This window comes from Enterobacter cloacae complex sp. BZL2005, assembly GCF_049238885.1.
GTDB classification, from domain to species: Bacteria; Pseudomonadota; Gammaproteobacteria; order Enterobacterales; family Enterobacteriaceae; genus Enterobacter; species Enterobacter roggenkampii.
The window spans coordinates 234,114-258,730 of the sequence record NZ_JBMKGI010000001.1 but is presented as its reverse complement, the minus strand read 5'-3'; the positions used below and the strand labels follow the sequence as shown (position 1 = coordinate 258,730).

The 24,617-nt window shown below is 60.2% G+C and carries 26 protein-coding genes and 1 riboswitch; of the genes, 11 read left to right on the top strand and 15 right to left on the bottom strand.

Annotation, left to right across the window (positions count from 1 at the left end; translation table 11 throughout):
* The first annotated feature begins 5 nt into the window (after positions 1–5).
* Complete coding sequence (locus tag ACOTXI_RS01350; RefSeq protein WP_032651243.1) at positions 6–1,247, top strand: pyridoxal-phosphate-dependent aminotransferase family protein; 1,242 nt, start codon at positions 6–8, stop codon at positions 1,245–1,247.
* Entirely contained in the window at positions 1,244–2,473 is a 1,230-nt protein-coding gene (gene hpxK / locus ACOTXI_RS01345; protein WP_058654608.1) for an allantoate amidohydrolase, read from the top strand. Before ACOTXI_RS01350 ends, hpxK begins: the two co-directional genes overlap by 4 nt.
* 85 nt (positions 2,474–2,558) lie before the next feature.
* On the opposite strand, the gene ACOTXI_RS01340 is transcribed toward hpxK, so the two are convergent.
* A complete protein-coding gene (locus ACOTXI_RS01340; protein ID WP_044596842.1) occupies positions 2,559–3,560 on the bottom strand; it encodes a magnesium transporter in 1,002 nt (333 codons plus the stop codon).
* A 60-nt stretch (positions 3,561–3,620) separates the two neighbouring features.
* Positions 3,621–3,790: riboswitch (M-box (ykoK) riboswitch) on the bottom strand.
* Positions 3,791–3,948: 158 nt separating this feature from the next.
* Between ACOTXI_RS01340 and ACOTXI_RS01335 the strand changes: the two genes are divergently transcribed.
* Positions 3,949–4,452: a DedA family protein gene (locus ACOTXI_RS01335; protein ID WP_058654607.1), complete on the top strand. Its 504-nt coding sequence runs from the start codon at positions 3,949–3,951 to the stop codon at positions 4,450–4,452.
* Between the two features lies 1 nt (position 4,453).
* Here the strand turns inward: ACOTXI_RS01335 and ACOTXI_RS01330 are convergent, their stop codons facing one another.
* On the bottom strand, positions 4,454–5,203 hold the full coding sequence (locus ACOTXI_RS01330) for an SDR family oxidoreductase (RefSeq protein ID WP_023292828.1): 750 nt from the start codon (positions 5,201–5,203) through the stop codon (positions 4,454–4,456).
* A 100-nt stretch (positions 5,204–5,303) separates the two neighbouring features.
* Between ACOTXI_RS01330 and ACOTXI_RS01325 the strand changes: the two genes are divergently transcribed.
* The gene (locus ACOTXI_RS01325) at positions 5,304–5,663 is read left to right on the top strand and encodes a winged helix-turn-helix transcriptional regulator (RefSeq protein ID WP_008499836.1); all 360 of its coding nucleotides are present in this window, start codon (positions 5,304–5,306) and stop codon (positions 5,661–5,663) included.
* A 1-nt stretch (position 5,664) separates the two neighbouring features.
* Here ACOTXI_RS01325 and ACOTXI_RS01320 read toward each other — a convergent pair whose 3' ends face one another.
* Positions 5,665–6,459, bottom strand: coding sequence for an SDR family NAD(P)-dependent oxidoreductase (locus ACOTXI_RS01320; RefSeq protein WP_032674506.1), 795 nt, complete (start codon positions 6,457–6,459; stop codon positions 5,665–5,667).
* Positions 6,460–6,584: 125 nt separating this feature from the next.
* Positions 6,585–7,028 (bottom strand): winged helix-turn-helix transcriptional regulator, encoded by a 444-nt coding sequence (locus ACOTXI_RS01315; RefSeq protein ID WP_008499834.1) that lies wholly within the window; start codon positions 7,026–7,028, stop codon positions 6,585–6,587.
* Positions 7,029–7,180: 152 nt separating this feature from the next.
* Here ACOTXI_RS01315 and agp point away from each other — a divergent pair, with 152 nt between their 5' ends.
* Positions 7,181–8,422, top strand: coding sequence for a bifunctional glucose-1-phosphatase/inositol phosphatase (agp, locus tag ACOTXI_RS01310; protein WP_058654606.1), 1,242 nt, complete (start codon positions 7,181–7,183; stop codon positions 8,420–8,422).
* 35 nt (positions 8,423–8,457) lie between these two features.
* On the opposite strand, the gene ACOTXI_RS01305 is transcribed toward agp, so the two are convergent.
* Positions 8,458–8,685, bottom strand: a complete 228-nt coding sequence (locus ACOTXI_RS01305; RefSeq protein WP_008499832.1) for a YccJ family protein — start codon at positions 8,683–8,685, stop codon at positions 8,458–8,460.
* 20 nt (positions 8,686–8,705) lie between these two features.
* The gene (gene wrbA, locus ACOTXI_RS01300) at positions 8,706–9,302 is read right to left on the bottom strand and encodes an NAD(P)H:quinone oxidoreductase (RefSeq protein WP_008499831.1); all 597 of its coding nucleotides are present in this window, start codon (positions 9,300–9,302) and stop codon (positions 8,706–8,708) included.
* A 391-nt stretch (positions 9,303–9,693) separates the two neighbouring features.
* On the opposite strand from wrbA, the gene ACOTXI_RS01295 reads away from it, so the two are divergent.
* The 4 genes from ACOTXI_RS01295 to ACOTXI_RS01280 all read left to right on the top strand — a co-directional run bounded on the left by ACOTXI_RS01295 (position 9,694) and on the right by ACOTXI_RS01280 (position 11,759).
* Positions 9,694–9,864, top strand: coding sequence for a general stress protein (locus ACOTXI_RS01295; RefSeq protein ID WP_013097201.1), 171 nt, complete (start codon positions 9,694–9,696; stop codon positions 9,862–9,864).
* Between the two features lie 118 nt (positions 9,865–9,982).
* Positions 9,983–10,900, top strand: a complete 918-nt coding sequence (locus ACOTXI_RS01290) for a DMT family transporter (RefSeq protein WP_025912980.1) — start codon at positions 9,983–9,985, stop codon at positions 10,898–10,900.
* Positions 10,901–10,961: 61 nt separating this feature from the next.
* A complete protein-coding gene (locus ACOTXI_RS01285) occupies positions 10,962–11,231 on the top strand; it encodes a DUF1778 domain-containing protein (protein ID WP_008499829.1) in 270 nt (89 codons plus the stop codon).
* A 6-nt stretch (positions 11,232–11,237) separates the two neighbouring features.
* A complete protein-coding gene (locus ACOTXI_RS01280; protein ID WP_025912981.1) occupies positions 11,238–11,759 on the top strand; it encodes a GNAT family N-acetyltransferase in 522 nt (173 codons plus the stop codon).
* A gap of 73 nt (positions 11,760–11,832) precedes the next feature.
* Here the strand turns inward: ACOTXI_RS01280 and rutG are convergent, their stop codons facing one another.
* From rutG to rutA, 7 genes are read right to left on the bottom strand one after another with little or no spacing between them, the layout of a single operon-like run.
* A complete protein-coding gene (gene rutG, locus ACOTXI_RS01275; RefSeq protein WP_008499826.1) occupies positions 11,833–13,155 on the bottom strand; it encodes a pyrimidine utilization transport protein G in 1,323 nt (440 codons plus the stop codon).
* Between the two features lie 21 nt (positions 13,156–13,176).
* Positions 13,177–13,671 carry an NADH-dependent FMN reductase RutF gene (gene rutF / locus ACOTXI_RS01270; RefSeq protein WP_023292823.1) on the bottom strand — a complete coding sequence of 165 codons (495 nt, stop codon included), beginning with the start codon at positions 13,669–13,671 and terminating at the stop codon, positions 13,177–13,179.
* Between the two features lie 9 nt (positions 13,672–13,680).
* Positions 13,681–14,271, bottom strand: coding sequence for a malonic semialdehyde reductase (locus tag ACOTXI_RS01265; protein ID WP_008499824.1), 591 nt, complete (start codon positions 14,269–14,271; stop codon positions 13,681–13,683).
* 9 nt (positions 14,272–14,280) lie between these two features.
* Entirely contained in the window at positions 14,281–15,081 is an 801-nt protein-coding gene (gene rutD, locus ACOTXI_RS01260; protein ID WP_058654605.1) for a pyrimidine utilization protein D, read from the bottom strand.
* Between the two features lie 7 nt (positions 15,082–15,088).
* Positions 15,089–15,475, bottom strand: coding sequence for a pyrimidine utilization protein C (rutC, locus tag ACOTXI_RS01255; protein WP_008499822.1), 387 nt, complete (start codon positions 15,473–15,475; stop codon positions 15,089–15,091).
* A gap of 11 nt (positions 15,476–15,486) precedes the next feature.
* Entirely contained in the window at positions 15,487–16,176 is a 690-nt protein-coding gene (rutB, locus tag ACOTXI_RS01250) for a pyrimidine utilization protein B (protein ID WP_058654604.1), read from the bottom strand.
* A complete protein-coding gene (gene rutA / locus ACOTXI_RS01245) occupies positions 16,176–17,267 on the bottom strand; it encodes a pyrimidine utilization protein A (protein ID WP_045372964.1) in 1,092 nt (363 codons plus the stop codon). Before rutA ends, rutB begins: the two co-directional genes overlap by 1 nt.
* A 245-nt stretch (positions 17,268–17,512) precedes the next feature.
* Between rutA and rutR the strand changes: the two genes are divergently transcribed.
* Complete coding sequence (gene rutR, locus ACOTXI_RS01240) at positions 17,513–18,151, top strand: HTH-type transcriptional regulator RutR (RefSeq protein WP_008499819.1); 639 nt, start codon at positions 17,513–17,515, stop codon at positions 18,149–18,151.
* Here the strand turns inward: rutR and ACOTXI_RS01235 are convergent.
* Positions 18,148–18,543, bottom strand: a complete 396-nt coding sequence (locus ACOTXI_RS01235; protein WP_008499817.1) for a lysozyme inhibitor LprI family protein — start codon at positions 18,541–18,543, stop codon at positions 18,148–18,150. The two genes, rutR and ACOTXI_RS01235, sit on opposite strands and share 4 nt — an antisense overlap.
* 101 nt (positions 18,544–18,644) lie before the next feature.
* Positions 18,645–22,607 carry a trifunctional transcriptional regulator/proline dehydrogenase/L-glutamate gamma-semialdehyde dehydrogenase gene (gene putA / locus ACOTXI_RS01230; RefSeq protein WP_058654603.1) on the bottom strand — a complete coding sequence of 1,321 codons (3,963 nt, stop codon included), beginning with the start codon at positions 22,605–22,607 and terminating at the stop codon, positions 18,645–18,647.
* Positions 22,608–23,030: 423 nt separating this feature from the next.
* On the opposite strand from putA, the gene putP reads away from it, so the two are divergent.
* The gene (gene putP / locus ACOTXI_RS01225; RefSeq protein WP_008499815.1) at positions 23,031–24,539 is read left to right on the top strand and encodes a sodium/proline symporter PutP; all 1,509 of its coding nucleotides are present in this window, start codon (positions 23,031–23,033) and stop codon (positions 24,537–24,539) included.
* The last annotated feature ends 78 nt before the right edge of the window (positions 24,540–24,617 follow it).

Below are 24,617 nucleotides of genomic sequence, written 5' to 3'. Positions count from 1 at the left end.
GAACAATGGATATCGCACACTTTCCGCAAATCAACCCGCCGCAGCGCCTGCTGATGGGGCCGGGCCCGATCAACGCCGACCCGCGCGTGCTGCGCGCCATGTCGAGCCAGCTGATCGGCCAGTACGATCCGGCCATGACACACTACATGAACGAGGTGATGGCGCTCTATCGCGGCGTGTTCCGCACCGAAAACCGCTGGACGATGCTGGTGGACGGCACCTCCCGCGCGGGGATTGAAGCCATTCTGGTCTCCGCCATTCGCCCGGGCGATAAGGTGCTGGTGCCGGTCTTTGGCCGCTTTGGTCACCTGCTGTGCGAAATTGCCCGCCGCTGCCGCGCGGAGGTGCATACCATCGAAGTACCGTGGGGCGAGGTGTTTACCCCGGACCAGGTCGAGGATGCGATAAAACGTATTCGTCCGCGTCTGCTGCTGACCGTGCAGGGCGACACCTCCACCACCATGCTGCAGCCGCTCGCCGAGCTTGGCGCGATCTGCCGCCGCTACGACGTGCTGTTTTACACCGATGCCACCGCGTCGCTCGGCGGTAACGCCCTGGAGACCGACGCCTGGGGGCTGGACGCCGTCTCGGCCGGGATGCAGAAGTGCCTCGGCGGCCCGTCCGGCACGTCGCCGATCACCCTGAGCGCGCGGATGGAAGAGGCAATCCGCCGCCGCAAGTGCGTGGAGGAGGGTATTCGCACCGACGCCCACCGCGACGGCGACGAGGAGATGATCTACTCCAACTACTTCGATCTCGGCATGGTGATGGACTACTGGGGGCCGGAGCGGCTGAACCACCACACCGAAGCAACTACCGCGCTGTTTGGCGCCCGCGAATGCGCGCGGCTGATCCTGCAGGAGGGGCTGGATAACGGCATCGCGCGCCACAGGCTGCACGGCGATGCGCTGCTGAAGGGCATTCAGGCGATGGGGCTGGAGACTTTCGGCGACCTGAAGCACAAGATGAATAACGTGCTGGGCGTGGTCATCCCGCAGGGCATCAACGGCGACCAGGTGCGTAAGCTGATGCTGGAGGATTTCGGGATTGAAATCGGCACCTCGTTTGGCCCGCTGCACGGCAAAGTGTGGCGCATTGGCACCATGGGCTACAACGCGCGCAAGGACTGCGTGATGACTACCCTGAGCGCGCTGGAGTCGGTGCTGAACTACCTCAAATTCACTACCACCCAGGGGGCCGCCATGCAGGCCGCGTGGGACCACTATCGTCGCGAGACGCCGCAATGAGCCCGGCGGCAGAGCGGGTGATGGCGCGCGCCGACGCGCTGGCCGCCATCAGCGAAACCCCGGACGGCCTGACGCGGGTCTATCTCTCCACGCAGCATCTCCAGGCCAACCAGCTGGTCGGGGAGTGGATGCGCCAGGCGGGCATGACCGTCTGGCAGGACAGCGTGGGCAATATCTGTGGACGCTACGAGGGCGCGCAGGAGGGGGCGCAGGCGGTGCTGCTTGGCTCGCATCTGGACACCGTACGCAACGCCGGGCGCTACGACGGCATGCTCGGGGTGCTCACCGCCATCGAAGTGGTGGATAGCCTGCACCAGCAGGGGCGGCATCTGGCGCAGGCCATCGAGATTGTCGGCTTTGGCGACGAAGAGGGCACCCGCTTTGGTATCACCCTGCTGGGCAGCCGTGGTCTGACGGGCACCTGGCCGCAGGGCTGGCTGGAGACGTGCGATGCCCAGGGCATCAGCGTGGCGCAGGCGATGGTGCAGGCGGGGCTCGATCCCGCCCGCGTGGCGCTCGCGGCACGCCATCAGGAGGATTTCAGCGCCTGTCTGGAACTGCATATCGAACAGGGACCGTGTCTGGAGCAGGAAGGGCTGGCGCTGGGCGTGGTGGAAGCCATCAACGGCGCGCGCCGCCTCAACTGCCGCTTCACCGGCGAGGCCGGGCACGCCGGTACCGTGCCGATGAACCATCGTAAGGATGCTCTGGCCGCCGCCGCCGAGTGGATGGTGCTGATTGAAAACACCACCCGGCAGCAGGGCGGCAACCGGGTGGCAACGGTCGGAGAACTGCGCTGCCTGCCCGGCGCGGTCAATGTCATCCCCGGTGAGGTTGCGCTCTCGCTGGATATTCGCGGCCCGCAGGATGCCCCGCTGGACGCGCTGCTCGCTGAACTGCTGGCGCAGGCGCAGGCGATCGCCGCCCGTCGCGGGCTGAGCTTCAGCGCCGAGGAGTTTTACCGGATCGCCGCCACGCCGTGCGATGCGCGTTTGCAGCGACTGCTGGGCGACGCGGTTGAATCGGTGCAGGGGCGCTCGTTATCTCTGCCCAGCGGCGCCGGGCATGACACCATCGCCCTGGCGGAACGCTGGCCGGTGGGGATGCTGTTTGTGCGCTGTAAGGGCGGGATAAGCCACCATCCGGCGGAATCGGTGATGGCTGAGGATGTTGCCCTGGCGATTGAGGCATTTGGGCAGGCGGTGAGAGCGCTTGGTGCTATCTGATTGTTGCCCGGCGGCGCTGCGCTTGCACGGGCCTACGGGATGGGTAGGCCGGGTAAGCGGCAGCGCCACCCGGCAAGGAATCACATCACTCCAGCCCCAGCGTATATTGCGCGATCTTAAAGTAGATAATCAGCCCGGTACCGTCGATCAGCGTCGCGATAAACGGCGCGGAGACGACCGCCGGGTCAATACCGCAGCGCTTGAGCACCATCGGAATGACGGACGAGACAATCGCACTCCACAGCGTAATGCACACCAGCGTCAGGCTGACGATGAGCGTAATCTCCAGCCCGATCCCCATCATCCAGGCGCGAATGCACCCGGCAATGCCGAGCGTCACGGCAATCATCAGCGAGGTGGTCATCTCTTTGCGCAGCACGCGGCCCACGTCGCGCAGATGAACTTCACCCAGCGCCATGGCGCGCACCAGCGTGGAGGTGATCTGCGTCCCGCTGTTGCCGCCCGTGCCGATCAGCAGCGGAATAAAGAATGCCAGCGCGATGGCGGACTCCAGCGCCTCTTCAAAATGCTGAATGACCGAGCTGGTGTAGGCTTCGGCGACAAACAGCAGCAGCAGCCAGACGGAGCGTTTCTTCCACAGGCTGAAGGCGCTGGTTTCCAGATAGGGCTTCTCCAGCGGCAGCGTCGCCCCCTGAAGCTGGGCATCTTCGGTGACGTCATCTTCCAGCAGATGGGCAATTTCCCGCTCGGTCAGGCAGCCGACGAGTTTGCCGTGGGTCACCACGGGCACGACATCTGCGTCGCCGTGCGCCAGCAGTCCTGCAACATCGGCACGTTCATCCTCCGGTTTGACCTGCAAAAACTGCGAAATCATCAGGCTTTTAATTGGCTGTACGGTATCTGTGGTCTGTAGCAGCTTGCGCACGGCAACCATCCCCGCAAGGCGGCCATTGTCTTCAATAAAAATATGCGACGGAATATCATCGTCTTTTAATTTTTCGAAGAATTGCTCGCGCGCCAGCGCCACGCATAATGAAACGTCGAGGACGATAAAATCGGTATTCATATATTGCGCGACCGCGCTGTCATTGAATGCCAGGTTTTGGTTGTGAATAGCGTAAGACATAGTGAATTCCCTTTGAATAATAACATCTCTCAGGGGCGAGCAAGACAGGGCATGTCGAAGAGGAGATCCCCACGTCCTGGGTTCAGCACTGTACACCGTATCCCGCAAGGGAAGTTATACTGACAAAGCCTTGATTCGACAGTGCCTGTTTTACCCTGTGCCGGTTCTCTCGAACCTACCAGAGCGATAACGTGTATTTGTACAGGAGCCTCGCCATAACGAGATCGTTGTAAAACGAGAGGGATAATACGCCTGTTTAAATTTAGCGCTCAGAAAATTAAATAATGTTTAAGAACGGTTTAGATAAATATTATTAATAAAATGTTGAGGCTTTATTTAGGTTTATTCACTTTAAATGGAGGATTAAATAATTAACGGAGGAGAGAAAATGGCGTGGCTTGATAATCTGCTGAATCATTTTGCGCTGTATCCGGCACATCTGTTCGCGCTGTTATTTGTGATGGCGCTGAGCAAGTCCACGGTGCTGATCTCCTCCGTGCTGCCGCCCGCCTCGGTGATGCTGCTGGCGGGCATCGGCGTCAGCCAGGGGAGCATGCATCCGGCGCTGACGTGGCTCGCCGTGGTGATGGGGGCGACGGCAGGTTCGATGCTGAATTACCATATCGGCCAGCTGATGGGACACACCCGGCTGGTCGCGCGCTTTACGGCGAAGCATGCCGCTACGTTTTTACGGGTTCAGCATCAGCTGCAAAAAAACGGCGTCATCGCCCTGTTTACGTCGCGCTTTCTGGCGGTGTTGCGCTATGTCGTGCCGCTGGCGGCGGGGATGCTCAGGCTTAACGCCGTCAAAGTCTACGCCGTCAGCCTGCTTTCCGCCTGCGCGTGGGCGGCGCTGTATGTCGGCGCGGTCACCGGCATCAGCGCCTTTTGAATTACAGACTTCCCATGCCGCCGTCCACCAGCAGCTCCGTTCCCACCGTGTAGCTCGACTCGTCGGAGGCCAGATAGAGCGCGGCTTTTGCCAGCTCCGTCGTCGAGCCCATTCTGCCGAGCGGCACCAGCTTGATGATTTCCGCCATCATCGCGTTAAGCGCCTCGTCGCTTAAGCCCGTTTTCGTAAACGCCGGGGTCTCCACCGGACCGGGGCTCAGGCCGTTGACGCGGATCCCGCGCGGCAGCAGCTCCGCCGACAGCGTGCGCGCCAGCGACAGCAGGGCGGCCTTGCTCGCGGCATACACGCTGCTGGTGGGCAGGCCGATGCGCGCGCTCACGGAGCCGCAGAGGATCACCGAGGACGGGTTGTTCAGCAGCGGCAGCAGCGCCTGGATTAAAAAGAACGGCCCCTTCAGGTTGATGTTCATCAGACGGTCCCAGGCCTCTTCCTGCCAGGCTTCCAGCGGCGCGTGCGTCACGTCGCCGGCGTTGAGAAACACCGCGTCCAGGCGCGGCCAGCGGGCGGCGAGGGTTTCCGCCAGCGCTTTTTGCGAGGTGATATCGCCCGCATCGGTCGGGATCACCCAGGCCTTATCGCCCAGAATGCGCTCAGCTTCGGCGAGGGTGTCCGGGTTGCGTCCGGTCACGGCGACGCGGGCGCCTTCGGCGATAAACGCCTGCGCGGTGGCAAGACCGATGCCGCTGGTGCCGCCGGTAATCAACGTATACTTATCGGTTAAACGACCCATGTTCTTCTCCTGAAATGTCACTGGAGAAAGCACTATAGAAACGTTAGTATCGAAAGGAAACCAGGTACCAAATGGATACTAACGAGGCAAGAGGTGTGCTATGGCAGAAATGCTGGGTGAGTGCTGTGAAAAAAAATCTGAGGCCTATACCTGCCCGATGACGCAGTTTGTCAACCTGATATCCGGCAAATGGGCAATCCCGATCCTTTATCGTCTTATTGTGATTAACACGCCTGTCCGCTTTGGCGATCTGCTGCGGGCGGCTGCACCCATTACCCAGAAAGAGCTGACGAAGCAGCTGCGCCTGTTTGAACAGCGCGGGCTGGTGACGCGGACGGTCTACCCGGAGATCCCGCCGCGCGTGGAGTATCAGATTACCGGGCTGGGGTTAACCCTGCAGGATGCCCTCTCTCCGCTGGCCGCCTGGATGAGCGAGTACGGCGACCAGCTGGAGCGTTAGGCTACTGCTTTACGTAGCGCGGAGCCGGGATGCCGGTGCGCGCGCTGTTAAACAGCTCGAGGCGTGCCGCTTCGTAGCGGTCCCACAGGCTGACGTCATGCATCGGCGGGATGGTGATCGGTTCGCCCTGATCCAGACCCGCCAGTGACGCATCCACCATATCGTCGGTGGTCATCACCGATCCTTCCGGCAGATCGTCCACCGTGACGCCTGAATGGCTCCAGATCTCCGTCGCGGTCGCGGCGGGCAGCACGGCCTGAATGCGCACGTTGCTGTCGGCAAATTCTTCCTGCAGTCCGCGGGTAAAGCTCAGTACCCAGGCCTTGGTGGCGCTGTAGAGCGCGCTGCCCGCACGGACATGGAGCGATAACACCGAGGCGATATTGATCAGCGTGCCGCGATTGTTCCGCGCCAGTCGCGGGAGAATGGCGTAGGTCAGCCGCATCAGCGCCGTGGTGTTGAGGGTATTGATGGCCTGATGCTGCGCCACCTCGCCCGCGAGGAACGGCGCCATCTGCGCGGTGCCCGCGTTGTTAACCAGCGTATCAATGGCGGTATTGCTGCGCAGTTCCTCTTCCACCGCGCGGATCCCGGCTTCATCGGTGAGATCGGCCACCAGAATATCGACGGCCACGCCGTAGCGCGCGCGCAGGTCGGCGGCGAGGGTTTTCAGGCGATCCTCGCGGCGGGCGACCAGGACCAGGTTGGCACCGCGCGCGGCAAGGCGATCGGCATAGACGGCACCGATCCCGGAAGAGGCACCCGTGATCAGGGCGGTGGTGATTTGCGTAGTCATAATGCATTACCTCAGGCAAAGTGGGTTATTTGGTTTCAATATGAAACTGAATTAACTCTCTGCCATTTGGTTTTATAATGCAACCACATTGGCGAGATTTTTTTGCTTTTGCCTGGCGGGTGGGCTCAGGAGGGGAGTTTGGCCACGATCTCTTCAGGCGTCAGTTCGCGCCCGTCGTCGGCGATAAGCATCAGTTTTCGCAGCGGTTTGCGCTGTTCGCTATCGACGAGAACGGTGCCACATTCGTTTTCCGCGAACAAAAATTCATTGCCCCACTGGGACAAGGCAACCAGCACGGTTTGCAGGGCGCGTCCCTTGTCGGTCAGGACGTATTCCTGCCAGGCGCTGCCGTCGGAGGCGGGCTGAAGCCGGAGGATGCCTTCGTCCACCAGCAGCTTGAGCCGCGTGGTCAGCATGTTTTTCGCGATACCGAGGCTTTTCTGAAACTCGCCGAAGCGTTTAATACCGCGAAGCGCGTCTCGAACGATCAGCAGCGACCACCAGTCGCCGATGATATCCAGCGAACGGGCAACGGGGCAGGTGCTCTCTTCAAGGCGGGTACGTTTCACAGCGAATTCTCCGGTGGGGTGTGGTTTTATTATAAAACTAATTGGCACACTCCGTAAGCACGTTAATCATCAGTTTGAGAAATGCTTCCCGGAAAATTGTGACGAACCTGTCACACTGAACGCGACATTTTAAAACGAGTGAGGAATTAGGGATGAGAAAAGCACTACTCGCGCTGGCAGTCGCCGGTTCCATTTCAGCAACGTTTGGCGTACAGGCGCAAGAGACGCCGGAAGGGTATCAGCTGGAGCAAGTTTTAATCATGAGCCGTCACAACCTGCGCGCGCCGCTGGCCAATAACGGCAGCGTGCTGGAGCAGTCCACGCCGAAGCAGTGGCCGGAGTGGGAAGTGCCGGGCGGCCAGCTCACCACCAAAGGTGGCGTGCTGGAGGTCTATATGGGGCACTACATGCGCGAGTGGCTGGCGCAGCAGGGGATGGTGAAGACGGGAGAATGTCCACCGGCGGATAGCGTTTATGCTTACGCCAACAGCCTGCAGCGCACCGTCGCCACCGCGCAGTTCTTCATTACCGGCGCGTTCCCGGGCTGCGATGTGCCCGTGCACCATCAGGAAAAAATGGGCACCATGGACCCGACATTCAATCCGGTGATTACCGATAACTCGCCGGCATTCCGCGAAAAAGCGCTCAAGGCGATGGAGTCCGAGCGGCAGAAAATGCAGCTTGGTGAAAGCTACAAGCTGCTGGAGCAGATGACCAACTACGCCGACTCGCCGTCCTGCAAAGAGAAAAAAGTCTGCTCGCTGGCGGACGCGAAAGATACCTTCAGCGCCGACTATGAAAAAGAGCCCGGCGTTTCCGGGCCGCTGAAGGTGGGCAACTCGCTGGTGGACGCGTTCACGCTGCAGTATTATGAAGGCTTCCCGGCCGACCAGGTCGCCTGGGGCGAAATCAAAACCGACCAGCAGTGGCGCGTGCTGTCGAAGCTGAAAAACGGCTATCAGGACTCGCTGTTTACCTCTACCGAGGTGGCGCAAAACGTGGCGAAACCGCTGGTGAAGTATATCGATAAAACGCTGGTCACCGAGCAGGCGAAAGCGCCTAAGATCACCCTGCTGGTGGGGCATGATTCGAACATTGCTTCCCTGCTCACCGCCCTCGATTTCAAACCGTACCAGCTGCACGACCAGCAGGAGCGCACCCCGATTGGCGGCAAGATTGTCTTCCAGCGCTGGCATGACAAAAATGCCAACCAGGAGCTGATGAAAATTGAGTATGTCTATCAGAGCTCAGAGCAGCTGCGCAACGCCAGCGTGCTGTCGCAGCAGTCGCCTGCGCAGCGCGTGACGCTGGAGCTGAAGGGCTGCCCGGTGGATGCGAACGGCTTCTGTCCTGTCGATAAATTCAATGCGGTGATGAATAACGCGGCGAAGTAAAGGAGAACCCCCCGCGTGATGGCGGGGGGAAACGCTTAAACGTTTTTACGTTCGATGGTTTGCTCACCCCAGAAGAGCGAGTCTTTGTCCGTTTTTTCGAAGGCGCGCACCAGCACTTCATCGTTGCCTTCTTCCCAAATCTGCTCGGCCAGCTTTTCATCGTATTTCGCGACTTCAAAGATAGCTTCGGCAATCTCCGGAGAGGTGTTGCGTAAACTTGCCCATTCGCCCACGTGGTGAGCTTTGGATTCTTGAGTTGGCATGCTTGTCCTCCTGTTGGGTGTTAGCCGTTGAGTTTTTTGGCCAGACCCGCGACGTATTCACCCTGATAGCGGGCGATAGACAGTTCTTCATTGCTTGGCTGGCGTGAACCATCCCCACCGGCAATGGTGGTTGCACCGTACGGCGTACCGCCGCGCACCTGGGAAATATCAAACAGCTCCTGCGCGCCGTAGCCAATTGGCACAATCACCATCCCGTGATGAGCAAGGGTAGTCCAGGTTGAGGTAATCGTCTGCTCCTGACCGCCGCCGGTCCCGGTTGAGCTGAATACACTGGCGAGTTTGCCGTAGAGCGCCCCGGATGCCCAAAGTCCGCCGGTTTGATCGAGGAAGGTGCGCATCTGGCCTGACATATTGCCGAAGCGGGTTGGGGTGCCGAAGATAATGGCATCATAATCCGCCAGCTCCTGCGGGGTGGCGACCGGGGCGTTTTGTGTTTTTCCCCCGGCTTTCGCGAAGGCTTCCGCCTGCATGGTTTCCGGTACGCGTTTCACCACAACCTCAACGCCGTCAACCCTGTTTGCACCTTCTGCTACCGCGTGAGCCATGGTTTCAATGTGTCCATACATGGAATAATAGAGCACCAGAACTTTTGCCATTTTGCTTCACTCCTCGTTGGTTTCTCTGACAGCGGATCGCTGCGCTCTTTTAAAGATATGTCATCACAGCCAGACTGCAAAAATGAACGCCATTTATTTGATTTATAACAACATGAGGAGAAAAATGGCTTTGTAGCAAAATGATACAACTTTCCCGGTGCGGATTTTTAAAATGATAAGAAAGGCTTATGAATTACCGCCGCGTCATCTCACCCGAAAGACTGAGATCATGTTGCAGGATATTACCTTCGGCTTGCCGGATAACCTCATTCCACTAAGCTTAGTTTCACGCGGCACAGATAAAGGCGTTGTCCTTGAGCCGCGAGGTGAAAGAATCCTCTTTTACTGAATGCAATATGATGTCTAATGTTTCACACTCTGGAGGTTAGAGATGGCAAACCATCGTGGTGGTTCAGGTAATTTCGCAGAAGACCGTGAAAGAGCATCAGAAGCAGGCCGTAAAGGTGGCCAGCATAGCGGGGGGAATTTTAAAAATGACCCTCAGCGCGCATCTGAGGCTGGCAAGAAAGGGGGGAAAAACAGCCATGGCGGTAATAAGTAATTCGCCAGGTTGACTCCCTGCCGCCGGGTTTCCCCCGGCGGTTTTTTTATTTCTGCAACATTGAACTGTAACCAAAGGCAACGCACACTACAGAATTGTTCTCATTTGCTGGTGCCGCATGTCTGTCTCACGCTTTAAGTTCTCCGTAAAACCACAGGAAGCCATCCTCATTCTCATCACCATGTTTTGGGGCGGGACGTTTCTGGCCGTTCAGTACGCGGTGACCCTCAGCGATCCGTTCTTCTTTGTCGGCCTTCGCTTTGCGACGGCGGCGTTAGCCGTGGGGCTAATATCCCTTAAAACGCTGCGGGGTCTGACGCTGAAAGAGCTTAAGGCGGGTGTGGCGATTGGGGTGGCGATAGCCATGGGCTACAGCCTGCAGACGTGGGGATTGCAGACCATCTCCAGCAGCAAATCCGCGTTTATCACTGCCATGTATGTGCCGCTGGTGCCGCTACTGCAATGGCTGTGCCTGGGGCGGCTGCCGGGTCTGATGTCCTGTATTGGCATCGTGCTGGCGTTTATCGGCCTGATCTTACTGGCCGGGCCGGAAAACAATCTTCTGGCGCTGGGACAGGGTGAAATCATCACCCTGATTGGGGCGATTGCCATTGCGGCGGAGATTATTCTCATCAGCGCGTGGGCGGGCAAGGTCGACGTCAAACGGGTGACGGTGGTGCAGCTCGCCACGGCCTCGCTGGTGGCCTTTGCGACGATGGTGCCGGCAGGGGAGTCCGTGCCGCCGATGTCCACGGGCCTGGTCGTGGTGGCGCTGGGGCTGGGGATTTTCAGCGCCATTATCCAGGTCACCATGAACTGGGCGCAGCGCAGCGTATCGCCAACGCGGGCAACGGTCATCTACACCGGCGAGCCGGTCTGGGCGGGCATTTTCGGGCGACTGGCCGGGGAACGTCTGCCGCTGCTGGCCCTGGTGGGCGCGGCGTTTATTGTCGCCGGGGTGCTGGTGAGCGAGTTGAAGCTCAGAAAGCGTCGGAACCCGGTGAGCGACATGACTGCTGAAGAAGGTTTAGATTGAAAAAACAGACGGGTTTATCTACGATGTGTACGGATAAATACCGTACACGGTGAAGTAAACCATGCCAGCACTGAAAAAACAGCGTATCGATCTTCGCTTAACGGACGAAGACAAAACAATGATTGAAGAAGCGGCAGCGATGACAAATCAAACGATCACCCAGTTTATGGTGAACAGTGCGTCAGAGCGGGCAGCGGAAGTCATCGAGCAGCACCGCCGTCTCGTATTAAACGAAGCATCCTGGAATGCGGTGATGGATGCCATCGACAATCCACCAGAGCCAAATGAACGCCTGAAGCGAGCGGCAAAACGTCTTCGAAACATGGAGTGAAGCGTCGTGGACAATCTCACGATCGAAATGTTTTCAGAGGGAAAAGACTATAATTTCAGGGACTTCGATTGTGGTGAACCCTCGCTAAATGTCTTCCTCACAGAACATCTGGTGCGTCAGCACAATGGGCGTATTTTGCGAGGCTATTTGCTTAAAGATCGCGATGGTCCGCGGGTCCTGGGCTATTACACGTTGTCTGGTAGTTGCTTTGAAAAAGCGATGCTGCCTTCTAAGACTCAGCAGCGTCGAATCCCTTATAGCAACGTACCGAGCGTAACGCTGGGGCGCCTGGCGATACATAAAGACTTACAGGGGCTGGAGTGGGGAACGACGCTCGTCACGCATGCCATGCGGGTTGTCTATCTGGCATCGCAGGCGGTGGGCGTACACGGAATATTTGTTGATGCACTCAACGACCAGGCAAAACAATTTTATCTGAAGCAGGGCTTTATTCCGCTGACGGTTGAAAACAGCCATTCTCTTTTCTTTCCTACAAAATCTATCGAACGACTGTTTGAGCAGGCGTGATTGCCTGACATAAAGGTGTTCTTAGCGAACATAAAGGTCGGGTAAGGCATCGCCGTCACCCGACATTCAGATTTCACGACTCCTGACGCACCACCTCGCCCTGCGGCGCAGCGGCCATCCGGCGGCTCAGCAGGGCGTTAAGCAGGATCGCGCCGAAGGTCGCCGTGCCAATCCCGCCGATCGTAAACCCGCCCAGCGTCAGGGCAAAATCGCCCGCGCCCAGCACCAGCGTAACGGCCACCATAATCAGGTTGCCGTTCTGGCTGAGATCGACCCGATGCTGCACCCAGATGCGCGCCCCGGCCACGGCGATCAGCCCAAACACCACGATTGATGCCCCGCCGATGACCGGTGACGGAATGGTATGGATCAGCGCGCCGAATTTCGGCGAGAAGCCGAGCAGCATCGCCATCACCGCCGCCGCCACGAAGACCAGCGTCGAATAGACTTTGGTCACCGCCATCACGCCGATATTCTCGGCATAGGTGGTAACGCCGCTGCCGCCCACGGAACCGGAGAGCATGGTCGCCAGCCCGTCGCCGACGAAGGCGCGGCCCATGTACGGGTCCATGCTGCGTCCGGTCATTCCCGCGACCGCCTTCAGGTGGCCCAGGTTTTCCGCCACCAGGATAACGGCGACGGGGGCGATAAGCATCATCGCCTGGGTGTTAAAGGTGGGGGAGGTGATCTGCGGCAGGCCGAACCAGGCGGCCTGATGCAGCAGCGTAAAATCAACCGGCTTGCCGAGACCAAAAACGTTCGCCAGCAGGGCATATACCAGACAGGCGACAATCAACCCGACCAGGATCAGCAGCCGCTGGATCATGCCCCGCGTAAATACCGCCACCAGACCGATGCACAGCACGGTCACGACGGCCATCCAGCTTTCAAAGGGCGAGCCGGAGACGCTTTTCACCGCAATCGGCGCAAGGTTCAGACCGATCGCCATTACTACCGCGCCGGTGACGACGGGGGGCATCATGCGTTCGATCCAGCGCGTGCCGATCTTCATCACCACCAGACCAATCAGGGTATACACCAGACCGCAGGCGATGATGCCGCCGAGGGCCACGCTCAGGTTGGGGTTGATTCCCTGGCCGTTAAACCCGGTGGTGGCGATGACCACCCCGACAAAGGCGGCGCTGGAGCCGAGATAGCTGGGCACGCGCCCGCCGGTGACAAAAAAGAACAGCAGGGTGCCGATACCCGACATCAGAATCGAGAGGTTGGGATCGAGTCCCATCAGCATCGGCATTAGCACCGTGGCGCCAAACATGGCGACCGCGTGCTGGACGCCCATCACCATCGTCTGCCCGAGCGGGAGGCGTTCATCCGGCGCGACCACGCCAGCTTCTGTGGAGGTCGATTTCAACTGCCAGTGGGGAAATCCGAACATGGTCTGTCTCCTTAGAGCGCCTTAACAGGCGGGTCGCATCAGCGCGTGGTAGCCGCGGTCAAACCACACCAGCCCTTGCGGCGCCGGGTGGCGAATAATCGAAACGATGTCGCAGAACAAAATGTCATGGGTGCCGACGCTCACCACCTGGCTGATGCGGCAGTCAAACGAGGCCAGCGCATCCTCCAGACGCGGACATCCGGTGTCGCCCGTCTGCCAGCGGGCGGCGGCGAAGCGTTCTTCCATTGGCGTTTTGCCGCCAAACAGGTTTGAGAGCGGCTCCTGTCCGGCGCTGAGGGTATTCACGCAAAGGGTGCGGTTTTCGCTGAACGTCGGCCAGACGGACGCGCCGCGGTTCAGGCACACCAGCAGGGTGGGGGGTGAATCCGTAACGCTGCACACCGCGCTGGCGGTGAAGCCTGCCAGCCCCGCCGGGCCGTCGGTGGTGATGATGTTCACCGCCGCGCCAACGCAGGCCATGGCGTCGCGAAAGGTTTGCTTATCCGGTGTCGTCATGATCGCTCCTTACGCCAGCCCGCAGGCATCGTCGAAGGTCAGGCGCGGCAGGCGCCCGTAAAGTTTGCCCGGGTCGCCGTAGCCAATGTTGATCAGAAGATTGCTTTTAAGCGTCGTGCCGGTGAAAAAGGCCTCGTCGACCTTTTGTCGGTCAAAGCCCGACATCGGGCCGGTGTCCAGCCCCAGCGCGCGACAGGCGAAAATCATGTACGCGGCCTGCAGCGAGCTGTTACGAAAGGCGGTTTCTTCCGCCAGCGCGGGGCTTGCGGTAAACCAGCTTCTGGCATCGCCGTGCGGGAACAGTTCAGGCAGGCGCTCGTAGAATTCACTGTCCCAGGCCACAATCGCCGTGACCGGGGCGGTGAGCGTTTTCTCCAGATTGCCGCTGGAGAGCGCCGGGCGGAGCTTCTCTTTTCCTTCCGCGCTTCGCACAAACACAATCCGTGCCGGGGAGCAGTTGGCCGAGGTTGGCCCCCATTTCATCAGGTCGTAGATTTCGCGCAGCGTCTCGTCGCTGACGGCAATATCCTGCCAGCCGTTATGGGTGCGGGCGCCGGTGAACAGGGTTTCCAGCGCGGCGGGGGTAATGGCTTCGCTCATTAAGGCTCCTTATAAAGCGTGTTCATGACTGTGCAGCAGGCTGGCAAGCCCGTTCAGCAGCAGGGTGTTGAAGGTGTCCGGCTCGGTGACGTTGCAGGCATGGCCACCCTGGCGCATCACCGAGCTGTGGCTGTGCGGGATGGCCGCCTGCAGCTCAGACGAGCAGACAGAGGGCACCAGCATGTCGTCGGCGGAACAGATGATCTGGACCGGGCAGCGGATGCGCGCGGCGTGGCGGCTGAAGTCGGCCTTTTTCAGGGCGCTGAGCCGGTGCAGCAGGTTGGCTTTTCCCTGAAAGTGGGCCAGCGCCAGCGCTTCTTCGGCCTCCAGACGGGGGGCGCGAGCGGCCATCCAGTCTGCCGGGTAGAGAAACAGCGGCTGCGCCTCAACCCACGCCTGCGGGCCGCCGTAATGCAGCAGGCGCTCGCGGATCTGAAAGCAGCGGCGGGTATGCGCGCTGAGGGTCAACCAGCCGTTGACGCACACCAGCGCGGTGAGGGCGTCGGGGCGGTCGAGGGCCAGCTGCAGGCCGACCAGTGCCCCCAGCGCATGGCCGACGACGCTGTAGCGGGCAATCCCGGCCTCAGCCAGCGCCTGGGCCAGTTCGTCCGCCATTTGTGCCAGGCTGTATCCTTCCGGCAGGGCGTCGGGGTTATTGCCCGTTCCGCGCTGGTCATAGCATACCACCTGATACTCGGGTTCCAGCGCGGCCAACTGGGGCAGCCAGTAGCTGCCGCTGCCGCCGAGACCGGCAATAAGGACCACCACGGGCGCACCCTCATACGGGGGCGGTGAGACGGAGAGTTTCATGGCCGCCTCACTTCGCGATGTGCGCAACGGTGGCGATCTCAACCAGCGCGTCTGGCTTCACCAGCCCGCACTGAATGCAGAACCGGGCCGGCTTATCGCCGGGGAAGAACTCCGCGTAGATTTCGTTAATCGCGGCGTAGTTTTTCCAGTCGGTGATAAAGATGCTGTTGAAGGTCACATCCTCCATCGTGCCACCCGCCGTTTCGATCACGGTTTTGATCGTCTCCAGCACGTGGCGGGTTTGCGCCTTTGGGTCGTTGATAAACACCACGTTGTTGTCTTTATCAAACGGCAGCGTGCCGGAGACATACACCACGCCGTCGGCGAGCGTGCCGGGGACAAACGGGGCGATGGGCGTGCTGGTGCCCGGCGGGATGATTACGGATTTCGGCATCGTGCGTCTCCTCAGGCGATACGGGCGAGCGGGGGAGTCAGGGCGTCGCAGAAATCCGCAACGTTACTGACCCAGCCAAAAAAGGTTTCGATATTGAACAGGGCCGCCTTCTGGGCGAAATCCGGCCCGGCCTGATGGGCCGCGTCTTCCAGCACCACGCCGAAATACTCGAGGAAAAAGCCGTCGCGCAGGGTCGACTCCACGCAGACGTTGGTGGCAATGCCGGTGAAGACCAGATGGCGAATGCCCCGGCTGCGCAGCAGGCTGTCGAGCGGGGTGTTAAAAAAGCCGCTATAGCGCGGTTTCGGCAGGACGATATCGTCCGCCTGCGGGACCAGCTCATCCACCAGCTGATAATCCCAGCCGCCCTTCGCCAGCAGCTTGCCCTGCAGTTCGGGCCGCCTGCGCATGGTTTTCAGGGCGTTCGACTTGTGGAAGTTGGGCGAGCCGGGGCCGCCGGCCTCGACGTACTGGTCATCCCAGCCGTTCTGAAACCAGATGATGAGCATCCCCGCTTCGCGCGCGGCGGCGACGGCGGTTTTGATGTTCTCGATCACAGGCCTTGTGGCGGAGACGTCGAACCCCGCCAGGTCCAGATAGCCGCCTTTACTGGCGTAGGCATTTTGCATGTCCACCACGATCAGCGCGCTCTGCTGTGGCGTGAAGGTAATGGCTTCCGGGCGTGCGTTAAGGGTTGTCATTACGCCACCTCCTTGGTGACGGCAGGGATGTGGGCGCGGCACTGCATCAGCGGCTGGATGCGCTCGCCGAAGGTTTCCACGCCGGTGAGGAAATCGTCGAAGGTCAGCAGGACGCCCTCGGCACCGGGCACGGCCGCCACTTCGTCAAGCATTCTGGCGACGCTGGCATACGAGCCGACCAGGGTGCCCATGTTGATATTGACGGCAGAGGTCGGGTCGGCCATCTGGCGCACGTTGGTATCCGCGCCGGAGCGGGTATCCTTCTGGCTCTGCTCCGTAAGCCAACTCAGGGCCTCCTCGTCGGCGCCGTCCTTATAGCGCTGCCATTTGGCGCGCGCGGCCTCGTCGGTTTCGTCGGCAATGACCATAAACAGAACGTAGGAGCCCACGTCGCGCCCGGTTTTGTCGGCGGCTTCTTTCATGCGCGCGGCGGTCGGGGCGAAGGCGGCAGGCGTGTTAACCCCTTTACCGAAGCAGAAGTTGAAGTCGGCGTATTTCGCCGAGAATTCCATCCCGGCGTCGCTCTGCCCGGCGCAAATCACCTTCATCGGCACCGAGGGCTGCGGGCTGACGCGGCAGTCGTTCATGGTGAAGAAGTCGCCCTTGAAATCGCTTTTACCGGTACCCCACAGGTCGCGGAGGACCTGCACGTACTCGGTCAGGTAGTCGTAGCGGCGAGAGAAGTAATCGTCGCCCGGCCAGAGACCCATCTGCTCGTACTCCGGTTTTTGCCAGCCGGTCACCAGGTTGACGCCAAAGCGTCCGCCGGAGATGGAGTCGATGGTGGAGGCCATGCGCGCCACGATCGCCGGGGGCAGGGTGAGGGTGGCTGCGGTGGCGTAGATCTGGATCCGCGAGGTGACCGCGGCCAGCCCGGCCATCAGGGTGAAGGACTCCAGGTTGTGATCCCAGAACTCGGTTTTGCCGCCGAAGCCGCGCAGTTTGATCATCGAAAGCGCAAAGTCGAAATGGTAGTGCTCCGCTTTCTGCACGATGGCTTTATTCAGCTCAAAGGTCGGCATGTATTGCGGTGCAGTGGTCGAGATAAGCCAGCCGTTGTTGCCGATGGGGACAAATACGCCAATTTTCATCACGAACCTCTCTTCATTACGTCGCAGGTGTAACGGTGTTTTTGCAAAGGCAGTGCCAGTTTTGAAAATGGCAGTGTTATTAATGTGTTAATCAGAGGTTGGTGGTTTGATGTGATTAAATGTGGACTAACTGGTCAAAAACATTGCACAGAAAACAGGCATTCATGCGCGATCGGGGTGCAGGATGTCGTGGCGAGACGGGGGTTTTGCTATGCTGAGGGCAACGCAGAATAAGGAGAGCGGGAATGACACAAGGCGCAGTGAAAACACCAGGTAAACGTTCGCAGGCGGTGAGCGCCAAGAAGCAGGCGATCCTCAGCGCGGCGCTGGAGACCTTTTCGCAGTTTGGCATTCACGGCACGCGCCTGGAGCAGGTGGCGGAGCAGTCCGGGGTATCCAAAACCAATCTGCTCTACTATTACCCGTCGAAAGAGGCGCTCTATGTCGCGGTGATGCAGCAGATCCTCGATATCTGGCTGGCGCCGCTGAAAGCGTTCCGCGAGGAGCTGGCCCCGCTGGTGGCGATCAAAGAGTACATACGCCTGAAGCTGGAGGTGTCGCGCGATTACCCGCAGGCATCAAGGCTGTTCTGCCTCGAGATGCTGCAGGGCGCGCCGCTGTTGCAGGCGGAGCTGACCGGAGATTTAAAGCAGCTGGTGGACGATAAGTCGGCCATTATCGCCGGATGGGTGGCCAGCGGAAAGCTGGCTCCGGTCGATCCGCATCATCTGATCTTTATGATTTGGGCCTCCACCCAGCATTACGCTGACTTTGCGGCCCAGGTCGAGGCGGTGACCGGAAAAACGCTCCAGGACGAAGCGTTTTTCCACAGCACCCTGGAGAACGTGCAGCGGATGATTATCGAAGGGATCCGCTTGCGCTAGTTCCCCGGTGGGAGAGGGCAGCTTAAGTCGCCCTCTTCACACTGCATCAGCGAGGCCAGAAACGCTTCGCGCTCCACGGTTTTCTCCGCCAGGCACTGATTCACGATCATCGGCTGAACGCTGCCGCCTTCCGTCCCCGAACCGATAAACGCACAGTCCGCATCGCGCAGGGCAATCCAGGCCTGCTGCGCCTTTTTCAGCAGCTCGCGCTGAGGGGCTTCCGCACGCTTGACGGCGGCCTGATAGGTCTGGTTGAGCTTTTTGTCGGCAGCCTGATACTGCTGCGCGCTACAGGTATTCAGCTCAACCTGGGTGGTCGCTTTGTCGCACTCGTCGGCCAGCGCGCTGGCGCTCAGCAGCAGCGCTGCGCCTGCGAGAAATACTCTTTTCATCATCCCCTCCGTGTAAAAAAGCCGGATGCGCTGCGCTTATCCGGCCTACGGTTGTTTTGTAGCCCCGGTAAGCGTAGCGCCACCGGGGAAAGTTTACACGATTAACCGATGGTCATCAGGCTGGCGTTACCGCCCGCTGCAGCGGTGTTGACGCTGAGCGAGCGCTCCACGTACAGGCGTTCCAGCAGCAGGTTGGTTTCGCCGCGCGCGAAGCCCTGCACCGAAACAATCGCCCCGCTGCGGGCCGCAACCTGCTCGCACAGCTCGCGCAGCTGGTCAGAATCACCGTGGTAAATGACGGCATCGAACGGCTGCGTCAGGAGCGCATCGGCTTTCGCGAAGTGAATGCGGGCCGAGACCGCTTTCGGCAGCTGTTTGGCCAGGTCGCGATGCAGCGCATCGTCCGGCCACAGCACTTCACACCCGGTGGCCATCGCGGCGGCCAGCTGTACCAGCGCGTCCTGCTCGTTATCCGCCACGCACAGAACGCGCTCGCGCGGCATCAGCGTCCAGGTATTGCGCTCGCCGGTCGGCCCCGGCAGCAGACGCTGCGTACCGGCCTGTGCCAGCTCGCCATACTGCTGCGCAATCGCACGCAGCTCTGGACGATTATCAGCCCACTTAATCAGCGCGTCCAGCGGCTGGGTCAGCACGGTTTTCAGCTGCGCATCCACCGGATACTCCGCATCCTGGCGCGCCAGGGTGACGCCCAGCGCGTTCTCAGGACGGTTCGCCAGCAGACGGTACAGGTAGAGCGGACCGCCCGCTTTCGGACCGGTGCCGGAGAGGCCTTCACCGCCGAACGGCTGCACGCCAACGACCGCACCCACCATGTTGCGGTTAACGTACAGGTTGCCTACTTTGGCGCTGCCGGTCACCTGCGCGATGGTCTCGTCGATACGGGTATGCACGCCGAGCGTCAGGCCATAGCCGGAGGCGTTGATCTGCTCAACCAGCTCGTTGAGGTTGTTACGGTTGTAGCGCACCACGTGCAGCACCGGACCGAAGACCTCTTTTTTCAGCTCGTCGAAGCTTGCCAGCTCGATAAGCGTAGGCGGCACAAAGGTGCCGGAACGCCACTCGCGGGCATCTTCGCTGTTGTCTCGCACCGCCTGGAACACCGGACGGCCTTTCGCGCGCATGGCCTGAATGTGGTTTTCAATATTGGCTTTCGCTTCCGCGTCGATCACCGGCCCGATGTCTGTGGTGAGACGGCCCGGGTTGCCCATGCGGCATTCGGCCATCGCGCCGCGCAGCATCTTCAGCGTGTGGTCCGCCACGTCATCCTGCAGGCACAGCACGCGCAGGGCGGAGCAGCGCTGACCGGCGCTGTCGAAGGCAGAGGCCAGAACGTCAACTACCACCTGCTCGGTGAGGGCAGAGGAGTCGACGATCATGGCGTTCATGCCGCCAGTTTCCGCGATGAGCGGCGTAGGACGACCCTGCGCATCCAGACGGGTGGCAATATTGCGCTGCAGCAGCGAGGCCACTTCGGTCGAACCGGTAAACATCACGCCGCGCACGCGGTTATCGGAGGTCAGTTTGGCGCCCACGGTTTCACCGCGGCCCGGCAGCAGCTGGACCACGCCCGCCGGTACGCCGGCTTCCAGAAGAATGTTGATGCCCTGTGCGGCAATCAGCGGGGTCTGCTCTGCCGGTTTTGCCAGCACGCTGTTGCCAGCGGCCAGGGCGGCGGCAATCTGGCCGGTGAAGATCGCCAGCGGGAAGTTCCACGGGCTGATACAGACGACCGGGCCGAGCGGACGGTGGGTTTCGTTGTCGAAATCATCGCGCACCTGACCAGCGTAGTAGTGCAGGAAGTCGACCGCCTCGCGCACTTCGGCGATGGCGTTGCTGAAGGTTTTACCCGCTTCGCGCACCAGAATGCCGATGAGCGACTGCATCTGGTCTTCCATCAGCACCGCCGCGCGTTCCAGAATGGCGGCACGCTCCTGCGGCGGCGTGGCGAACCAGATAGGGGCGTTATTCACCGCGCTGTCCAGCGCCTGATCCACTTCCGCATCGGTGGCTTCACGCACGTAGCCGACGATGTCTTTTGGCTCCGCCGGGTTGATGACCGGCTGCATGTCGCCGTCAGCAACGGGCTGCTCCAGCATCGGTTTCGCCTGCCACTTCTGCAGCGCGCTGTTGAGCAGGGCAGAGGAGAGGGACGCCAGACGGTGTTCGTTGGCGAGATCCAGCCCCGCCGAGTTGACGCGACCCTGGCCGTACAGCTCGCGCGGCAGGGCAATCTTCGGATGCGGCAGGCCAATCTGGCCTTCCTGCGACGCCATCTTCTCAACGGCCTGCACCGGATCGGCGACCAGCTCGTCGAGCGGCAGGGTGGTGTCGGCGATGCGGTTAACGAAGGAGGTGTTCGCGCCGTTTTCCAGCAGGCGACGCACCAGGTACGCCAGCAGGGTTTCGTGGGTACCCACCGGGGCGTAAATGCGGCACGGGCGGTTAAGCTTGCCGTCCGCCACTTTACCGGTCACCTGCTCGTACAGCGGTTCACCCATGCCGTGCAGGCACTGGAATTCGTACTGGCCCGGGTAGTAGTTCTGCCCGGCCAGGCTGTAAATGGCCGCCAGGGTGTGGGCGTTGTGGGTGGCGAACTGCGGATAAATCAGGTTCGGCACGCCGAGCAGCTTTTTCGCGCAGGCGAGGTAAGAGACGTCGGTATAGACCTTGCGGGTGTAGACCGGATAGCCTTCCAGCCCTTCCATCTGGGCGCGTTTGATTTCGCTGTCCCAGTAGGCCCCTTTCACCAGGCGGATCATCAGGCGACGGCGGCTGCGGCTGGCCAGGTCAATCAGGTAATCAATGACGAACGGGCAGCGCTTCTGGTAGGCCTGGATCACGAAGCCAATGCCGTTCCAGCCCGCCAGCTCCGGTTCGAAGCACAGTTTTTCCAGCAGATCGAGGGAGATCTCCAGACGGTCGGCCTCTTCGGCGTCGATGTTGATGCCGATATCATACTGGCGCGCCAGCAGGGTCAGGGACTTCAGGCGCGGGTAGAGCTCTTCCATTACCCGATCGTACTGCGCGCGGCTGTAGCGCGGGTGCAGGGCGGAAAGCTTAATGGAGATGCCCGGGCCTTCATAAATACCGCGACCGTTGGACGCTTTACCGATGGCGTGGATCGCCTGCTGGTAAGAAACCATGTAGGCCTGCGCGTCGGCGGCGGTCAGCGCCGCTTCGCCCAGCATGTCGTAGGAGTAGCGGAAACCTTTATCTTCCAGCTTGCGGGCGTTCGCCAGCGCTTCGGCAATGGTTTCCCCGGTGACGAACTGCTCGCCCATCAGACGCATCGCCATGTCCACGCCCTTGCGGATCAGCGGCTCGCCGCTCTTGCCGATGATGCGGTTCAGGGAGCGGGACAGGTTGGCTTCGTTATGGGTCGAGACCAGTTTGCCGGTGAACAGCAGGCCCCAGGTCGCGGCGTTGACGAACAGCGACGGGCTGCGGCCAATGTGCGAATGCCAGTTGCCGTTGCTGATCTTGTCGCGGATCAGCGCGTCGCGGGTGGCTTTATCCGGAATACGCAGCAGCGCTTCCGCCAGGCACATCAGCGCCACGCCTTCCTGTGAGGAGAGGGAAAACTCCTGCAGCAGACCCTGAACCATCCCGGCGCGGCCGGTGGCGGTTTTCTGGTTACGCAGTTTGTCAGCCAGCTGGTACGCCAGGCTGTGCGCCTGTGCGGCAATAGCTTCCGGCAGACGGGCCTGCTCCAGCAGCATCGGCACGGCGTCGGTTTCGGCGCGACGGTACGCACCGGTGATGGCGGCGCGGCTGACGGACTGCGGCAGGATCTGCTCGGCGAATTCGAGGAACGGCTGATGGCTTTCATCGCCAGCGGCTGGCGCGTCTTCGCTTTCATTGGCGGCACCGGCGAGCAGGGCAGGCAGCTCCGGCAGGCCCTCGTCGCTCTCGAGTCTTTCGAGATAGTTAAAAATCGCCTGCTTAATTAACCAGTGCGGCGTGCGATCAATGCGGGTTGCTGCGGTCTTAATCCGTTCGCGGGTCGCGTCATCCAGCTTAACCCCCATGGTGGTCATACCCATGCCAAAGCTCCTGTTGTGCTTTCATCGTGTTTGGTCGTTAGCGTGAAATATCCACCATGTTGCAACTTTGTGCAACCGTGTTAAATGTGACCTGGTTTGCAACCCAGAAAATGAATGGATTGTTAACGAATGGTTAGCTGGAAAAACGTGCTGGCTTTGTCGCGGAAAGCCTGGTTTTATGCGGGAGTTAACACTTTTCAAAGGTGCAACCCGTAAAAGCGTGAGCGAGTGCAACCTATAGGAAACTCGTATCAAACCGGGGATGAAATTGATGTAAATGCAGTGTTAAATCGTTTGTCAGCGGAGGGCGCATACGGCAGGATAGCGCGCCCAACCGAAACACAAGATACCGTCACCTCGTTCCGGTGATCATATAACAAGGCAACCCGGATGGTTGTCGCTCGACACTTTTGGAGAATTTGAATGGCAATTAGCACACCGATGCTGGTGACATTTCTCGTTTATATTTTTGGCATGATCCTGATAGGGTTTTTGGCGTGGCGTTCCACGAAAAACTTTGACGACTACATTCTGGGCGGACGCAGTTTAGGCCCGATGGTGACCGCACTCTCCGCGGGCGCATCGGACATGAGCGGATGGCTGCTGATGGGGTTGCCGGGTGCGATTTTTATCTCCGGCATCTCGGAAAGCTGGATCGCCATCGGTCTGACCGTGGGCGCGTGGATCAACTGGAAGCTGGTGGCGGGCCGTCTGCGCGTGCATACCGAGGCTAACAATAATGCCCTGACGCTGCCGGACTACTTCACCGGACGCTTTGAAGATAACAGCCGCATTCTGCGCATTATCTCTGCCGTGGTTATCCTCCTGTTCTTTACCATCTACTGTGCCTCCGGCATCGTGGCGGGCGCGCGCCTGTTCGAAAGCACCTTCGGCATGAGCTACGAAACCGCCCTGTGGGCCGGTGCGGCGGCGACCATCCTCTATACCTTCGTGGGCGGGTTCCTGGCGGTAAGCTGGACCGACACCGTGCAGGCGAGCCTGATGATCTTTGCCCTGATCCTGACCCCGGTGATTGTGATTTTCACCGTTGGCGGCTTTGGCGAATCGCTGGAAGTGATCAAGCAGAAGAGCATTGAAAACGTCGACATGCTGAAAGGGCTGAACTTTGTCGCCATCGTCTCCCTGATGGGCTGGGGCCTGGGCTACTTCGGTCAGCCGCATATTCTGGCGCGCTTTATGGCGGCGGATTCTCATCACACCATCGTTCATGCGCGTCGCATCAGCATGACGTGGATGATTTTGTGTCTGGCGGGCGCGTGTGCGGTCGGTTTCTTCGGTATCGCCTACTTTAATAACAACCCGGCGCAGGCGGGCGCGGTGAACCAGAACGCCGAGCGCGTGTTCATCGAACTGGCGCAGATTCTGTTTAACCCGTGGATTGCCGGTATTCTGCTCTCTGCGATCCTGGCGGCGGTGATGTCCACCCTGAGCTGTCAGCTGCTGGTCTGCTCCAGTGCAATCACCGAAGACCTCTATAAGGCCTTCCTGCGTAAAAACGCGAGCCAGAAAGAGCTGGTGTGGGTAGGGCGCTTTATGGTGCTGCTGGTGGCGCTGGTGGCGATTGCGCTGGCGGCCAACCCGGAAAACCGCGTGCTGGGTCTCGTGAGCTACGCGTGGGCGGGCTTCGGTGCGGCGTTTGGTCCGGTCGTCTTGTTCTCCGTCATGTGGTCCCGTATGACCCGTAACGGCGCGCTGGCGGGGATGATTATCGGTGCGGTGACCGTTATCGTCTGGAAACAGTTCGCCTGGCTGGGCCTGTACGAAATCATTCCTGGCTTCATCTTCGGCAGCATCGGTATCGTGGTCTTCAGCCTGCTGGGTAAAGCACCGTCTGCCTCCATGCAGAAACGCTTTGCGGAAGCCGACGCGCATTACCACTCCGCGCCGCCGTCTAAGCTGCAGCCGGAATAATTTTTCCCACGGAAAACCGTAGGCCGGGTAAGCGCAAGCGCACCCGGCTTTTTTCTTGCCAAAACCCGTCTTTTCCTG

Excerpts from the sequence above, each read along its gene's own strand:
- rutC (WP_008499822.1), bottom strand. The coding sequence starts at position 15,475 with ATGCCGAAATCCGTAATCATCCCGCCGGGCACCAGCACGCCCATCGCC.
- ACOTXI_RS01335 (WP_058654607.1), top strand. The coding sequence starts at position 3,949 with ATGGCGTGGCTTGATAATCTGCTGAATCATTTTGCGCTGTATCCGGCA.
- rutR (WP_008499819.1), top strand. The coding sequence starts at position 17,513 with ATGACACAAGGCGCAGTGAAAACACCAGGTAAACGTTCGCAGGCGGTG.
- hpxK (WP_058654608.1), top strand. The coding sequence starts at position 1,244 with ATGAGCCCGGCGGCAGAGCGGGTGATGGCGCGCGCCGACGCGCTGGCC.
- rutF (WP_023292823.1), bottom strand. The coding sequence starts at position 13,671 with ATGACGACACCGGATAAGCAAACCTTTCGCGACGCCATGGCCTGCGTT.
- putP (WP_008499815.1), top strand. The coding sequence starts at position 23,031 with ATGGCAATTAGCACACCGATGCTGGTGACATTTCTCGTTTATATTTTT.
- ACOTXI_RS01235 (WP_008499817.1), bottom strand. The coding sequence starts at position 18,543 with ATGAAAAGAGTATTTCTCGCAGGCGCAGCGCTGCTGCTGAGCGCCAGC.
- ACOTXI_RS01320 (WP_032674506.1), bottom strand. The coding sequence starts at position 6,459 with ATGACTACGCAAATCACCACCGCCCTGATCACGGGTGCCTCTTCCGGG.
- rutG (WP_008499826.1), bottom strand. The coding sequence starts at position 13,155 with ATGTTCGGATTTCCCCACTGGCAGTTGAAATCGACCTCCACAGAAGCT.
- ACOTXI_RS01285 (WP_008499829.1), top strand. The coding sequence starts at position 10,962 with ATGCCAGCACTGAAAAAACAGCGTATCGATCTTCGCTTAACGGACGAA.
- rutA (WP_045372964.1), bottom strand. The coding sequence starts at position 17,267 with ATGAAAATTGGCGTATTTGTCCCCATCGGCAACAACGGCTGGCTTATC.
- ACOTXI_RS01295 (WP_013097201.1), top strand. The coding sequence starts at position 9,694 with ATGGCAAACCATCGTGGTGGTTCAGGTAATTTCGCAGAAGACCGTGAA.
- putA (WP_058654603.1), bottom strand. The coding sequence starts at position 22,607 with ATGGGTATGACCACCATGGGGGTTAAGCTGGATGACGCGACCCGCGAA.
- ACOTXI_RS01330 (WP_023292828.1), bottom strand. The coding sequence starts at position 5,203 with ATGGGTCGTTTAACCGATAAGTATACGTTGATTACCGGCGGCACCAGC.
- ACOTXI_RS01340 (WP_044596842.1), bottom strand. The coding sequence starts at position 3,560 with ATGTCTTACGCTATTCACAACCAAAACCTGGCATTCAATGACAGCGCG.
- wrbA (WP_008499831.1), bottom strand. The coding sequence starts at position 9,302 with ATGGCAAAAGTTCTGGTGCTCTATTATTCCATGTATGGACACATTGAA.
- ACOTXI_RS01350 (WP_032651243.1), top strand. The coding sequence starts at position 6 with ATGGATATCGCACACTTTCCGCAAATCAACCCGCCGCAGCGCCTGCTG.
- rutB (WP_058654604.1), bottom strand. The coding sequence starts at position 16,176 with ATGACAACCCTTAACGCACGCCCGGAAGCCATTACCTTCACGCCACAG.
- agp (WP_058654606.1), top strand. The coding sequence starts at position 7,181 with ATGAGAAAAGCACTACTCGCGCTGGCAGTCGCCGGTTCCATTTCAGCA.
- ACOTXI_RS01290 (WP_025912980.1), top strand. The coding sequence starts at position 9,983 with ATGTCTGTCTCACGCTTTAAGTTCTCCGTAAAACCACAGGAAGCCATC.
- rutD (WP_058654605.1), bottom strand. The coding sequence starts at position 15,081 with ATGAAACTCTCCGTCTCACCGCCCCCGTATGAGGGTGCGCCCGTGGTG.
- ACOTXI_RS01305 (WP_008499832.1), bottom strand. The coding sequence starts at position 8,685 with ATGCCAACTCAAGAATCCAAAGCTCACCACGTGGGCGAATGGGCAAGT.
- ACOTXI_RS01325 (WP_008499836.1), top strand. The coding sequence starts at position 5,304 with ATGGCAGAAATGCTGGGTGAGTGCTGTGAAAAAAAATCTGAGGCCTAT.
- ACOTXI_RS01265 (WP_008499824.1), bottom strand. The coding sequence starts at position 14,271 with ATGAGCGAAGCCATTACCCCCGCCGCGCTGGAAACCCTGTTCACCGGC.